We start from the raw sequence: 13,077 nt of genomic DNA on the forward strand, positions 1-13,077 counted from the left end.
GATTCGCCACAACTCCACACTCACGCCACGCGGAATCAGCACATCGTGTTCACTGCCCTGCCGACCAACCTCAGTGCTTGCCGACCCAGTTGTTCGTGAATTCTTCCTCGTTGGCCAGCAGTTCGGTCAACCGCTCGGCGATCGCGGCCTCGATCTTTCCGCCGAACAGCGGAATCTTCACCTCGATGGTGCCCTTGGTCTGTGCCACCGAACCGGAGCCGTCGGCCGTGAGCTCGATTGTCCCGTGGACCTCGGCGGGCGCACCCTCGACCCGCGCGGTGAAGGTGGCCGAATCGCCGGTCCAGCGCTCGGTGCGCGGGATGATCAGATCGCCGGGCCGCACCGCGGTGATCGCCGGCGGCAGCAGTTCGGCGGCGATGATCTGCGCCATCTCGACAATGACCTGGTCGCCGTTGGCGGTGACCGAATCCAGCCGGGCTTTATCGCCACCCACCTCGGCGATGCGGTCCTTCCAGTACTGCTCATCGGCGAAGGCCGCGCGTACGGCGGCAACCGGAGACGAGTAGTGAGCCGTGTACGCCAGGGGTGTAGCCATGGTCGAACAGGCTACCGTCTGGGGCGTGCGAACTTCACGGGTGGTGTCGGCGGACCAGCTGCGCGAGCTGCTGGTCGATAGCGGTGCGCGGCTGCGCGAATCGGTGCGGCTGGCCGAGCTGACTACATTGCGGGTCGGCGGTCCGGCCACGGTCGCGGAGTGCGCGACGACCGAAGCGCTGATCGCGACGGTCCGGACGCTGGACACCGCGGGCATTCCACTACTGCTGCTCGCGGGCGGATCCAACCTGCTCGTCGGCGACGACGGCTTCGACGGTGTGGTGGTCCTGGTGCGCAACGAGACGGTCGAGATCGGCGCGGACAGTGTGGTTGCCGAAGCAGGTGCGAACTGGGACGCGGTGGTCGCGGCCACCATCGAGGCCGGTCTCGGGGGGCTGGAATGCCTGTCGGGCATTCCCGGATCCGCCGGCGCGACGCCGGTACAGAACGTCGGTGCGTACGGCGTGGAGGTCGAGAGCCTGCTGCGCCGGGTGCGCCTGCTGGACCGCGCGAGCGGTGAGATCCGCTGGGTCGAACCGGCCGAACTCGGCTTCGGCTACCGCACCAGCGCCCTCAAGCATCGCGATACCGCCGTGGTGCTCGAGGTGGACTTCGCACTCAATCCCGACGGCTCGAGCGCACCGTTGCGCTACGGCGAACTCGCGAACGCACTCGGCGCGGACAATGGTGACTCCCGTCCCGCCGACCAAGTCCGGGCGGCGGTGCTGAAGCTGCGCGCGGGCAAGGGCATGGTCCTCGACCCCGCCGATAACGACACCTGGAGCGCGGGCTCGTTCTTCACCAATCCGGTCGTTGCGAACCATCGGGTCGAGCAAGTGAAGGCTGCGATCACCGCCCATGTGGGCGATGTCACGATCCCGACCTATCCGGCTTCCGACGGCGTCAAATTCTCCGCGGGCTGGCTCATCGAACGGGCGGGTTTCGCCAAGGGTTTTCCGGGCCCGGACGCCCCGGCCCGGCTGTCTACGAAACATACGCTGGCCTTGACCAACCGCGGCAGCGCGACCGCCGCCGATCTGGTCGCACTGGCCCGTACGGTCCGCGACGGTGTAGCCGAGCGATTCGGGATCCGGCTGGAACCTGAGCCGGTACCCATCGGGGTGGCTCTCTAAACGGTGAAACGGACACCACACTCTTCGCTGGCCGGGCACCCGGTTTTCGCCGCGTAAATTCGATGAAGTGAGCCATCGCCCAGTCATTCACAGACCGGCCGCCGCCGTCTCCGCCGTGCTGCTCGTGGTAGTCGCGCTGATGGCCGGATGCACGTCCGACAAAGGTGGTAAGAGTGACTCCGCCGAAGACAACGCCCCCGTCGCGAAGGTCACGCTGACACCTGCCGCCGACGCCAAGAACGTCAATCCGACCGCACCGATCTCGGTCACCGTCACCGACGGCACCATCGACCAGATCGCGCTGACCAATGCCAACGGCAAGCAGGTCGCCGGCGAACTCGCCGCGGACAAGCACAGCTACCGGACCACCGAACCGCTCGGCTACGACGCCGAATACACCTGGTCCGGCACCGCAGTAGGCCCCGACCACAGGCCGGCCCCGATCGAGGGCACCTTCACCACCCTGGCGCCGAAGAACACCTTCCCCGCGACGCTCAATATCGCCGATAACCAGGAAGTCGGCATCGCCGCGCCGATCATCTTGCAGTTCAAGGGATCTGTGCAGAACAAGGCCGCCGTGGAGAAGGCGCTCACGGTCACCACCAACCCGCCGACCGAGGGCGCCTGGGCCTGGTTCCCGGACGACAACGGCGGCTCGCGCGTGCATTGGCGGCCGAAGGACTACTGGGCGCCCGGCACCACCGTGCACGTCACGGCCAAGCTCTACGGCCTGGATCTCGGCGGCGGAAACTACGGATATTCGGATCTCACTTCGGATTTCCGCATCGGCCGCAGCCAGATCGTCAAGGCCAACGCACCGAGCCATCGCATGCAGGTCGTTCGCGACGGACAGATCATCTTGGACTTCGCGGTCAGCTATGGCCAGGGCAATGAAGCGCGCAACGTCACCCGTTCCGGTGTGCACGTCGTCACCGAGAAGTACGAAGACTTCATGATGTCGAATCCGCCGTTCTACACCAACGTTCGCGAACGCTGGGCCGTACGCATCTCGAATAACGGCGAATTCATTCACGCCAACCCGGAATCCCTTTCGGCACAGGGCTCTTCGAATGTCACCAACGGCTGCATCAACCTGTCGCCGACCGATGCGCAGGCCTTCTTTCCGACCGCCCTCTACGGCGATCCGGTCGAGGTAACCGGCACATCGATCGCGCTGTCGGCCGCCGACGGCGATCTCTACGACTGGACCATCGATTGGAATACCTGGACGGGGCTGTCGGCATTGCAGGGCGAGCCCAAGAATCCGGTATCCGCGACACCCGTGCCGCCGCTGCCGGCCGGTGGTCGCTGAGCTAGGCAAACCCAGCGCGACATGCGACGATCGGTCAGGTGACCAGCAAACCAGCCACGGAGGACCACCTACGCGAGCTCGCGCGCCTGCGTCGCATCCGTGACCGGATCGACCGGGAATACGACCAACCGCTCGATGTCGAGCGGCTGGCTCGCGACGAGCACATATCGGCCGGTCACCTGAGCCGCCAGTTCAAGCTCGCCTACGGCGAGTCGCCGTACTCCTACCTGATGACGCGGCGCATCGAGCGCGCGATGTCGTTGTTGCGGCGCGGCGATCTCAGCGTGACCGAGGTCTGTTTCGCGGTCGGCTGCCAGTCGCTGGGAACCTTCAGTACGCGGTTCACCGAGCTGGTCGGGATACCGCCCAGCGCCTACCGGGAGCAGGCCGAACACGCCACGGTGGACCTGCCGACGCTGGTCGTCAAAAGGGTGACCAGACCGATCAGGAATCGAGAAGCGCGGGTCACCTAGCAGCAATTAGCGTGAAAGCCATGGACATCATCATTCAAGCGAGCTTCCTTCCACAGGACGACCCGGAGGCCGCCCTCACCTTCTACCGCGACGCCCTCGGCTTCGAGCTGCGCAAAGACGTCGGATTCAACGGAATGCGCTGGCTCACCGTCGGCCCGGTCGACCAGCCCGGCACATCCATTGTCCTGCACCCACCGGCCGCCGATCCGGGCATCACCGATGAGGAGCGCCGCACCATCGCCGAGATGATGGCCAAGGGCACCTACGCCAGCATCCTGTTGGCTACCAAGGATGTCGACGCTACCTTCGAGAAGGTGCAGGCCACCAATGCCGAGGTCGTCCAGGAGCCGACCGATCAGCCATACGGGGTCCGCGACTGCGCCTTCCGTGATCCCGCCGGAAATATGGTCCGTATCCAGCAGTTGAGCTGAGTGCGATCGCTGCGCTCGACGCCGGTGACTACCGCGGGTCACCGGCGTCGAGCCAACGGCAAGCCACTTGCCACGACTCCCGCCGTAGAAGAACCGAAACGCACTGCTCGAAGCTGATTAGATCGAGCTAGTGGACTCCGACGGAGACCGCGCAGGCGGCCCGCGCAACCAGATGGAGAACCGATCGGCATGGCCAAGAAGACGGACACGCAACCCCACGCTGCCGACAGCCACGATCTGATCCGCGTGCTCGGCGCACGCGTGAACAACCTCAAAGACATCAGCATCGAAATCCCGAAGCGCCGGCTGACGGTGTTCACCGGTGTATCCGGCTCGGGCAAGAGTTCGCTGGTATTCGATACCATCGCCGCCGAATCGCAGCGGTTGATCAACGAGACCTACAGCAGCTTCGTGCAGGGCTTCATGCCCACACTTGCGCGGCCCGAGGTCGACGTGCTCGACGGGCTGACCACCGCGATCATCGTCGACCAGCAGCGCATGGGCGTCGATCCGCGCTCCACGGTCGGCACCGCCACCGACGCCAATGCCATGCTGCGCATCCTGTTCAGCCGACTCGGCAAGCCGCATATCGGCTCGCCGCAGGCGTTCTCCTTCAATGTCGCTTCGATCAGCGGCGCGGGTGCGGTCGCGATCGAGCGCGCCGGGAAGACGGTGAAGGAGCGCCGCAGCTTCAGCATCACCGGCGGTATGTGTCCGCGCTGTGAGGGCCGTGGTTCGGTCAACGACATCGACCTGACCCAGCTGTACGACGATACGAAATCGCTGAACGAGGGCGCGCTCACCATCCCCGGCTACAGCATGGACGGCTGGTTCGGCCGCATCTTCACCGGTTGCGGCTTCTTCGATCCGGATAAGCCGATCAAGAAGTACAACAAGCGCGAACTCAACGATCTGCTCTACAAGGAACCGACCAAGATCAAGGTCGACGGCATCAACCTGACCTATGAGGGCCTGATCCCGCGGATCCGCAAGTCGATGCTGTCCAAGGACGTCGACGCGCTGCAGCCGCATATCCGCGCGTTCGTGGAGCGGGCGGTCACCTTCCAGACCTGCCCCGAATGCGATGGCACCCGGCTCAGCGAGTTGGCGCGATCGTCGAAGATCAAGGGCATCAGCATCGCTGACGCCTGCGCTATGCAGATCAGCGATCTGGCCGAATGGGTCAGCGGGCTGAAGGAACCGTCGGTGGCGCCGCTACTGACCTCGCTGCGGCATACCCTCGACTCGTTCGTGGAGATCGGGCTCGGCTACCTCTCGCTGGAACGGCCCGCGGGCACGCTGTCGGGCGGTGAGGCGCAACGCGTCAAGATGATCCGCCACCTCGGCTCCTCGCTCACCGACGTCACCTACGTATTCGACGAGCCCACCGCGGGCCTGCACCCGCATGACATCCAGCGGATGAACGAACTGCTGCTGCGGCTGCGGGACAAGGGCAATACGGTGCTTGTGGTCGAGCACAAGCCGGAGACGATCGTCATCGCCGACCACATCGTCGACCTGGGTCCCGGTGCCGGTACCGGCGGCGGCACCGTCTGCTTCGAGGGCAGCGTCGATGGGCTGCGCGGCAGCGGCACCATTACCGGCCGCCACTTCGACGATCGGGCCGCGCTGAAGGAGACGGTGCGAAAGCCCGACGGCGCGTTGGAGATTCGCGGGGCATCGACGAACAACCTGCGTGATGTCGATGTAGACATTCCGCTCGGTGTGCTCGCCGTCATCACCGGTGTCGCTGGCTCGGGTAAGAGTTCACTTGTGCACGGTTCCATTCCGGCTGGCGCGGCTCGACTCGATGGCCGCTCCGCAAGCTCCGCGGACGTGGTGTCGGTCGATCAGGGCCAGATCCGCGGCTCTCGGCGGAGCAACCCGGCGACCTACACCGGACTGCTGGACCCGATCCGCAAGGCCTTCGCGAAGGAAAACGGTGTCAAGCCGGCGCTTTTCAGTGCCAACTCCGAGGGCGCATGCCCCAACTGCAATGGCGCGGGCGTCATCTACACCGACCTGGCGGTCATGGCCGGTGTGGCGACCACCTGTGAGGTGTGCGAGGGCAAGCGGTTCCAGGCCGCGGTGCTCGAGTACCACCTCGGTGGCCGCGATATCAGCGAGGTGCTCGCGATGTCGGTGGCTGAGGCGCAGGAGTTCTTCAGCGACGGCCCGGCGCGTACACCGGCCGCGGAGAAGATTCTCGACCGGCTCGCCGATGTCGGGCTCGGCTACCTCACCCTCGGCCAGCCGCTCACCACGCTGTCCGGCGGCGAGCGGCAGCGGCTCAAGCTGGCCACTCATATGACGGAGAAGGGTGGCGTCTACGTCCTCGACGAGCCGACGACCGGCCTGCACCTCGCCGATGTCGAACAGTTGCTCGGCCTGCTCGATCGGTTGGTCGACTCCGGTAAGTCGGTGATCGTCATCGAGCATCACCAGGCGGTGATGGCGCACGCCGACTGGATTATCGACCTCGGTCCCGGCGCCGGCCACGACGGCGGCAAGATCGTCTTCGAGGGCACGCCCGCCGACCTGGTCGCCGAGCGTGCCACCCTCACCGGCGAACATCTGGCGGCATACGTCGGCGCATGAACGAGAATCGCCCCCGCTCGGACGAACCGTGCGGGGGCGAAACGCGGGGCGATTACCGCGCGTTCTCCTTGACGAGCGAACCGTCCTTACCGAACGATTCGGCATCGACGACCGAATCCTTCTGCTGCTTGGCGAGCAGATCGCGAATCTCGATGAGCAATTCGATCTCGCTCGGCTCGGCCACCTTGGCGGTGCCGAAGCGGTTCTTCAGCGTCTTCATCGGCACCATCAGCACGAAGTACAGCACCCCGGCGACCAGCATGAAGTCGATGAGCGCGGTGATGATCGGCCCGATCGCGATGAAGGTGGCCGGCTTACCGGAGACCAGCTGAACTCCGAGCCCCAGCTCATTGGTCTTACCCAACACCGCGAGCAGCGGATTGATGATTCCCTTTGTCACTGCCGTCACCACTGCGGTGAACGAGGTCCCCATGACGACCGCGACGGCGAGATCGATGACATTCCCGCGCATCAGGAAATCTTTGAAACCCTTGAGCATGAGCCGAGCTACTCCAATCTGGTTAAATGCTTGTCCGCCTCCCCGCGCCTTTGCCCGGTGGTGCCACCCGAGTTCACATCCGGGCCGGCGGTCTTGTGTCAGCTGGGTTCGGGCGTACCCGGTGAGTTACTTGCGAGGCCGATTCGATCAGCCGCGGCGAGCGAAGCGTCCGGGACCGGCCTGATCACGGGGTTTGACGATGATCTGGTCCAGATTCACATGTGACGGTCGCGACGCCACGAACCCGATGATCTCCGCGATATCCTGCGCGACCAGCGGATCGATACCCTCGTACACCTTGGCGGCACGCTCCTCGTCCCCGGCGAAACGCACCAGCGAGAACTCGGTTTCCACTGCGCCGGGCGCGATTTCGCTGAGCCGCACCGGCTGGCCGAGCAGTTCGCCGCGCAATGTGCGGTGCAGTACGGCCTGTGCGTGCTTGGCCGAAGTGTAGCCGGATCCGTTGTCATAGGCCTCGAAGGCGGCGACCGAGGTGATGGTGACGATGAGCCCGTCACCCGAGGCGATCAGCTTCGGCAGCAACGCCTTGGTCACCCGCAGCGTGCCGAGCACATTGGTTTCCCACATCCAGCGCCAGTCGTCCAGATCCGCCTCGGTCACCGGGGCCAGCCCCTTCGCACCGCCCGCATTGTTGACCAGCACATCGGCGTTCTCGATCGCATCAGTGAAGGCGCATACGGAATCTTCCGAGGTCACATCGAGTTCGAGTGCGGTACCGCCGATTTCGTCGGCGAGGCGCCGCAGCCGATCGAGCCTGCGCGCGCCGACGACCACGTGATAGCCCTGTTTGGCGAGTTCCCGGGCGGTGGCTTCGCCGATTCCCGAGCTGGCTCCAGTGACGACGGCAGTGCGAATGCTCATGGTCCCGATCCTAAGTGCAGAAAATTTGCCGAAGACCGCGGCCGCGTGGAACGCATGAGCTGATTACGTGGGTAGCTCGCCGGGTACGTCCAGCAGCCGATCGGCCACTGACCGCCGGTCCGCGACGGGCCGTCCGCGGCACCTACGACGGGCAAAAGTCCGCCGGAGGCGGACTAGCCTCGGTGGCATGGCTATTCGGGAAGCGGTCAGTGCGGACGGAACGAGCATCGTCTATCGGGGCAGTGGCCCGGCCGACGGCAGGCCGCTGGTGCTGGTGCACGGCTGGTCGGCCAATCTGCAGTGCTGGGGCGCGGCCGCGGACGAACTGGCCGAGCGCTTCCGGGTACTCGCCGTCGACCTGCGCGGCCACGGCTACTCCGGCGCCCCGGCGACCGGCTACGACGATCCGAAGAATTGGGCCGCCGATATCGCCGCGGTGCTCGCCGCCGAGGGCGTCGACTCGGGTGCGGTGCTGCTCGGCTGGTCCTACGGCGGCATCGTGATCAGCGACTATCTGACCACCTACGGCACCGGCGCGGTCGCGGGCGTCATCTACTCGGGTTCGATGGCCAATATCGGCCGCGCACCCGGTGCGGAGACCGGTTCGGCCATGCAGGAGGCCATTCCCGGCGTTTTCGAGGAGAGTGCGGGTCGTGCGTTGCGCGCATTCGGTGCTTTCGGCAATGCCAACACCGGACCGGGTCCGGATAAGGGCGTCGATGCGCAGCGCATCTTCGGCGCGAGCCTCGGCACGCCGCCTCGGGTGCGCAAGGCGCTGTTCTACCGGACCGTCGACAACACCGAAACGCTACGTGCCCTGGACATTCCGGTGCTGGTCCTGCACGGAACCAAGGATCCGGTCGTGCCGATCGAGAATGGTCGCTACATCCTCGACGCGGTGCCCGATGGCCGCGGCTCGTTCTGGGAGGACGCCCAGCACGGGCTGTTCATCGAGGATCGCGCCCGCTTCATCGCCGAGGTCAGCGCGTTCATCGACGGTCTGAACTAGACGTCCGAAATTCGCTGGCGCCGCACGCTCGGCTCCAGCAGACTTGTCGTATCTCGGCGGATAGCGAACCGCGCGTGAGAACTCTCACGAAACTGCTGTGACGACTGTCACTTGGCCCGGTTACGGCGTCTGAGTTGGGCAATTCAACGTGCACTATGGATGGTGTGAGTCAACGCCCGGACCTACGGCCGAATCGGATCGCCGTGTTATCGGTGCACACCTCACCACTTGCTCAACCGGGCACCGGTGATGCGGGCGGCATGAACGTCTATGTGCTGCAAACCGCCATTCAGCTGGCCCGACGCGGCACCGAGGTCGAGATTTTCACCCGGGCCACCTCCTCGAACGTACCGCCGGTACAGGAGGCGGCCCCGGGGGTCCTGGTGCGCAATGTGGTGGCGGGCCCGTTCGAGGGGCTGGACAAGCACGACCTGCCGACCCAGCTGTGCCCGTTCACCGCCGAGGTGCTGCGTCAAGAGGCCAGACACCTGCCCGGTCACTACGACCTCGTCCATTCGCACTATTGGCTCTCCGGTCAGGTCGGCTGGCTGGCGCGCGATCGCTGGCGGGTGCCGCTGGTGCACACCGCGCATACCTTGGCGGCGGTGAAGAACGCGGCGCTGGCCGAGGGCGACTGCCCCGAACCCGCGACCCGCGAGATCGGCGAAAAGCAGGTGATCGCCGAGGCCGATCGGATGGTCGCCAATACCGCGGAGGAGGCGCGCCAGCTCATCGAGTTGTACGGCGCCGATGCCGAGCGCATCGATGTGGTGCCGCCCGGCGCTGATCTGACTCGCTACTGTCCCGGTGAAAAGGCCGCGGCCCGAGCCGAATTGGGTCTGGCCACCGACGAACGGATCGTCGCGTTCATCGGCCGCATCCAGCCGCTCAAGGCCCCGGATGTGCTGGTCCGCGCGGCCGCGGAATTGCTCTACCGCGACCCGTCGCGCAAGCTGCGGGTGCTCATTGTCGGCGGCCCGTCGGGCACTGGACTGGAGCGCCCCGATGCACTGATCGAACTCGCCGCCGCACTCGGCATCGCTGAGCATGTCACCTTCCTGCCGCCGCAGCCGCCGGACCGCCTGGTGCAGGTGTATCGGGCCGCCGACCTGGTCGCGGTGCCCAGCTACAACGAATCCTTCGGCCTGGTCGCCATCGAAGCGCAGGCCAGCGGCACCCCGGTGCTCGCGGCCGATGTGGGCGGGCTCGGCACCGCCGTGCGGCACGGTGAGACCGGCCTGCTCGTGCCCGGACATCGGACTCCGGACTGGGCCGATGCCCTCGGCCACCTGCTCGATGACGGTGAGCGCCTACGTCGGATGGGTATGCGCGCGGTCGAGCATGCCGGGCATTTCTCCTGGGAGCACACCGCGGACGGACTGCTCGCCAGTTATTCGGCGGCGTTGGCCGATTTTCGTGCGCTGCGCGCCGGTCTCGGTGCGGGCCGGCGCAAGGTCTTCGAGGCCGCGCGGGCGGAACTGCCGGGCGAACGCGCTAGCCTCCCGGGAGAACTCAGTGCTGTTCTCCTCGGCGAGATCAGTCAGGCCAGATCGCGGGCGCTGTGGCGGCGCCGGACGGGAGCGCACCGATGAGCACGGAAGCCGCGACCGCACAGCTGATCGACGAAACGCTGCGCGAGCGCGAGATCGAGTACACCCATCCAAGCCAGGAGACCTTCGTCGTCATCCTGCCCGGTGAGCGCAAACTGAAGACCACCGTGATGCTCACCGTCGGCAAGCACGGACTGCGGATCGAATCGTTCGTCTGCCGCAAGCCCGACGAGAACTTCGAGGGCGTCTACAAATTCCTGCTGCGCCGCAACCGCCGCCTCTACGCCGTGGCCTACACCCTGGACCGGGTCGGCGATATCTACCTGGTCGGCCGCTTGGCCACCCATGCCGTCACCTCCGACGAACTGGATCGGATCTTCGGCCAGATCCTCGAGGCCGTCGAGGCCGACTTCAACGTCCTGCTGGAACTCGGCTTCGCCGAATCCATTCGCCGGGAATGGAAGTGGCGCGTATCGCGCGGGGAATCCCTGCAGAACCTGCGCGCCTTCGAGCATCTGGTCGAGGCCGCCGACCAGCCCTGAATCCGACCGCGACGGTAGTCATATGGGTGCTGTCGAGTGCCATTCGAGCCGCCACACCTGACTACCGTCGATATGTCGCGTGCTCATGGTCCGCGCAGTCCCGGGAATACCGCGCCGGTGTGGGCGCGGTGGGCGACAATCGCGCTGTGGCGCATACGCTCGTGTGGGCCGCATAGCACGGAAGGTCGCACGGCGATGATGGTTCTTGCTCTGGATATCGGTGCGACGAAATTCGCTGCCGGGGTGGTCTACGGGGGCCGGAAGGTGCGCGATGTGCGGCGGGTCGATGTGCCACGCGAATCGGTGTGGGCCGGGTGCCGCGCCCTGCTGCTGGAAGTGGCCGGTGACGCGACGGTTTCGGCGATCGGGATCGGCTCGGCCGGGCCGGTCGATGTGCGGACCGGTGTCACCAGGCCGCTGAACATTCCGGAATGGAAGCCGGGCTTTCCGATCGTCGCCGAGGTGCAGCGGCTGTTCCCTTCCGCCGCAGTGCGGTTCGCCATCGACGGTGCCTGCCTTGCGCTGGCCGAACATCACCTCGGCGCGCTGCGCGGCATTCCGAACGGCCTGGCCATGACGGTTTCCTCGGGCATCGGCGGCGGCATCATCGCAGACGGTCGGGTGGTGCTCGGGCGCACCGGCAATGCCGGACACGTCGGCCACATCGTGGTGCCGGGTTGGGATGTGCCGTGTGAATGCGGCGGCGTCGGCTGCGTCGAGGCGATTGCCAGCGGCATGTCATCGGTGCGCTGGGCACGCGAACAGGGTTGGCGTGGCGAGACCGGTGCCGCGCTGGCGAAGGCAGCACACACCGGCAATGAGATCGCACTCGCCGCGCTGCATCGGGCCGGAACCGCACTCGGCACGGCCATCGCCTCCGCAGCCTCGACGCTCGATATAGATCGGGTGGTGATCGGCGGCGGCTTCGCGCAATCGGGCGAACCACTGTGGCAACCGCTGCGTGCGGCCGTGACCCGGCACGTCGGCTTGGACTTCCTGCGCGAGCTGCGGGTGGTGCCGTCGCGAATCACCAATGGCGCCACCCTGGTTGGCGCGGGCGTGCTCGCCGCGGGCCACGATACGGCCGATGCCATCTCCTGAGCAGTGGGAACGGATGCGAGCCCGGTTCGCGTACATGCCAGAATGGCCTGCATGACGTACACCCTCGTGTTGCTGCGCCACGGCGAGAGCGAATGGAATGCCATGAACCTTTTCACCGGCTGGGTGGATGTGCACCTGACCGATAAGGGCATCGCCGAGGGCAAGCGCGCCGGGGAACTGCTGGCCGAACACGGCATCCTGCCGGATATCGTCTACACCTCGGTGCTGCGTCGCGCGATCAGCACCGCGAATATCGCACTGGACGCCGCCGACCGGCACTGGATCCCGGTCGTGCGCGACTGGCGCCTCAACGAGCGCCACTACGGTGATCTGCAGGGCAAGAACAAGGCGCAGGTCCGCGACCAGTACGGCGACGAGCAGTTCATGCTGTGGCGGCGCAGCTACGACACCCCGCCGCCGCCCATCGACCCGGCCAATGAGTACAGCCAGGAGAGCGACCCGCGCTACGACGGCATCGACGTCCCCAAGACCGAATGTCTGCTCGATGTGGTGAACCGGATGGTCCCGTACTGGGAGTCGACCATCTCCAAGGACCTGCTCTCGGGCAAGACCGTTCTCGTTGCGGCACACGGCAATTCGCTGCGTGCTTTGGTCAAGCACCTGGATCGGATCTCCGATGACGATATCGCCGGGCTGAATATCCCCACCGGTATCCCGCTGCGCTACGAGTTGGACGAGAACCTGCGCCCGGTTCGTCCGCGCGAATATCTCGACCCTGAAGCCGCCGCGGCGGGTGCCGCGGCCGTCGCCAGCCAGGGCGGTAAATAAGCACTCAGATCGATAGGATCACGCGCCGCGACCGGGTTTCGGTCGCGGCGCGTTGCTGTTTCGACGGTGACACGCGGTTTGCCCCGATTGGAAATGGAACTGGGGCGCGAGTCGTGATCGGTTAGCTGCGCCTGTCTGGGTTAGTGTGAATTCTGCAGGTGGGCCTGAATTTTTTCAGGCTTGTGCAGGCGTTATGCGGTGTT

At 65.9% G+C, this 13,077-nt stretch carries 13 protein-coding genes; 10 read left to right on the forward strand and 3 right to left on the reverse strand.

What is annotated here, in order from left to right:
- Positions 1-70 precede the first annotated feature (70 nt).
- Positions 71-556: a DUF2505 domain-containing protein gene (locus tag ACIBI6_RS27350; protein ID WP_364356295.1), complete on the reverse strand. Its 486-nt coding sequence runs from the start codon at positions 554-556 to the stop codon at positions 71-73.
- 40 nt (positions 557-596) lie between these two features.
- Here ACIBI6_RS27350 and ACIBI6_RS27355 point away from each other — a divergent pair, with 40 nt between their 5' ends.
- The 5 genes from ACIBI6_RS27355 (at position 597) to ACIBI6_RS27375 (ending at position 6,502) form a co-directional block, all read left to right on the forward strand.
- A complete protein-coding gene (locus tag ACIBI6_RS27355; protein WP_364356410.1) occupies positions 597-1,688 on the forward strand; it encodes a UDP-N-acetylmuramate dehydrogenase in 1,092 nt (363 codons plus the stop codon).
- Positions 1,689-1,827: 139 nt separating this feature from the next.
- Entirely contained in the window at positions 1,828-3,000 is a 1,173-nt protein-coding gene (locus ACIBI6_RS27360) for an Ig-like domain-containing protein (protein WP_364356407.1), read from the forward strand.
- A gap of 38 nt (positions 3,001-3,038) precedes the next feature.
- Positions 3,039-3,473 carry a helix-turn-helix transcriptional regulator gene (locus ACIBI6_RS27365; protein ID WP_364356292.1) on the forward strand — a complete coding sequence of 145 codons (435 nt, stop codon included), beginning with the start codon at positions 3,039-3,041 and terminating at the stop codon, positions 3,471-3,473.
- A gap of 20 nt (positions 3,474-3,493) precedes the next feature.
- Complete coding sequence (locus tag ACIBI6_RS27370) at positions 3,494-3,904, forward strand: VOC family protein (protein WP_364356289.1); 411 nt, start codon at positions 3,494-3,496, stop codon at positions 3,902-3,904.
- 189 nt (positions 3,905-4,093) lie between these two features.
- Positions 4,094-6,502: an excinuclease ABC subunit UvrA gene (locus tag ACIBI6_RS27375; protein WP_364356286.1), complete on the forward strand. Its 2,409-nt coding sequence runs from the start codon at positions 4,094-4,096 to the stop codon at positions 6,500-6,502.
- Positions 6,503-6,554: 52 nt separating this feature from the next.
- Here the strand turns inward: ACIBI6_RS27375 and mscL are convergent, their stop codons facing one another.
- The gene (mscL, locus tag ACIBI6_RS27380; RefSeq protein WP_364356283.1) at positions 6,555-7,001 is read right to left on the reverse strand and encodes a large conductance mechanosensitive channel protein MscL; all 447 of its coding nucleotides are present in this window, start codon (positions 6,999-7,001) and stop codon (positions 6,555-6,557) included.
- Between the two features lie 147 nt (positions 7,002-7,148).
- Positions 7,149-7,883 (reverse strand): SDR family NAD(P)-dependent oxidoreductase, encoded by a 735-nt coding sequence (locus ACIBI6_RS27385; RefSeq protein ID WP_364356280.1) that lies wholly within the window; start codon positions 7,881-7,883, stop codon positions 7,149-7,151.
- A gap of 187 nt (positions 7,884-8,070) precedes the next feature.
- On the opposite strand from ACIBI6_RS27385, the gene ACIBI6_RS27390 reads away from it, so the two are divergent.
- The 5 genes from ACIBI6_RS27390 (at position 8,071) to ACIBI6_RS27410 (ending at position 12,874) form a co-directional block, all read left to right on the forward strand.
- Positions 8,071-8,892 (forward strand): alpha/beta hydrolase, encoded by an 822-nt coding sequence (locus ACIBI6_RS27390; protein WP_364356277.1) that lies wholly within the window; start codon positions 8,071-8,073, stop codon positions 8,890-8,892.
- A gap of 155 nt (positions 8,893-9,047) precedes the next feature.
- Positions 9,048-10,484 (forward strand): D-inositol-3-phosphate glycosyltransferase, encoded by a 1,437-nt coding sequence (gene mshA / locus ACIBI6_RS27395; RefSeq protein WP_364356274.1) that lies wholly within the window; start codon positions 9,048-9,050, stop codon positions 10,482-10,484.
- Complete coding sequence (locus tag ACIBI6_RS27400) at positions 10,481-10,984, forward strand: YbjN domain-containing protein (RefSeq protein ID WP_364356271.1); 504 nt, start codon at positions 10,481-10,483, stop codon at positions 10,982-10,984. The genes mshA and ACIBI6_RS27400 overlap by 4 nt, the downstream gene beginning before the upstream one ends.
- A gap of 195 nt (positions 10,985-11,179) precedes the next feature.
- The gene (locus tag ACIBI6_RS27405) at positions 11,180-12,085 is read left to right on the forward strand and encodes an ROK family protein (RefSeq protein WP_364356268.1); all 906 of its coding nucleotides are present in this window, start codon (positions 11,180-11,182) and stop codon (positions 12,083-12,085) included.
- Between the two features lie 51 nt (positions 12,086-12,136).
- Complete coding sequence (locus ACIBI6_RS27410) at positions 12,137-12,874, forward strand: phosphoglyceromutase (RefSeq protein WP_364356265.1); 738 nt, start codon at positions 12,137-12,139, stop codon at positions 12,872-12,874.
- The last annotated feature ends 203 nt before the right edge of the window (positions 12,875-13,077 follow it).

This window comes from Nocardia sp. NPDC050412 (assembly GCF_044458825.1).
In the GTDB taxonomy this organism is placed as follows: domain Bacteria; phylum Actinomycetota; class Actinomycetes; order Mycobacteriales; family Mycobacteriaceae; genus Nocardia.

Excerpts from the sequence above, each read along its gene's own strand:
- ACIBI6_RS27350 (WP_364356295.1), bottom strand. The coding sequence starts at position 556 with ATGGCTACACCCCTGGCGTACACGGCTCACTACTCGTCTCCGGTTGCC.
- ACIBI6_RS27360 (WP_364356407.1), top strand. The coding sequence starts at position 1,828 with ATGGCCGGATGCACGTCCGACAAAGGTGGTAAGAGTGACTCCGCCGAA.
- ACIBI6_RS27370 (WP_364356289.1), top strand. The coding sequence starts at position 3,494 with ATGGACATCATCATTCAAGCGAGCTTCCTTCCACAGGACGACCCGGAG.
- ACIBI6_RS27375 (WP_364356286.1), top strand. The coding sequence starts at position 4,094 with ATGGCCAAGAAGACGGACACGCAACCCCACGCTGCCGACAGCCACGAT.
- mscL (WP_364356283.1), bottom strand. The coding sequence starts at position 7,001 with ATGCTCAAGGGTTTCAAAGATTTCCTGATGCGCGGGAATGTCATCGAT.
- ACIBI6_RS27385 (WP_364356280.1), bottom strand. The coding sequence starts at position 7,883 with ATGAGCATTCGCACTGCCGTCGTCACTGGAGCCAGCTCGGGAATCGGC.
- ACIBI6_RS27390 (WP_364356277.1), top strand. The coding sequence starts at position 8,071 with ATGGCTATTCGGGAAGCGGTCAGTGCGGACGGAACGAGCATCGTCTAT.
- mshA (WP_364356274.1), top strand. The coding sequence starts at position 9,048 with ATGGATGGTGTGAGTCAACGCCCGGACCTACGGCCGAATCGGATCGCC.
- ACIBI6_RS27400 (WP_364356271.1), top strand. The coding sequence starts at position 10,481 with ATGAGCACGGAAGCCGCGACCGCACAGCTGATCGACGAAACGCTGCGC.
- ACIBI6_RS27405 (WP_364356268.1), top strand. The coding sequence starts at position 11,180 with ATGATGGTTCTTGCTCTGGATATCGGTGCGACGAAATTCGCTGCCGGG.
- ACIBI6_RS27410 (WP_364356265.1), top strand. The coding sequence starts at position 12,137 with ATGACGTACACCCTCGTGTTGCTGCGCCACGGCGAGAGCGAATGGAAT.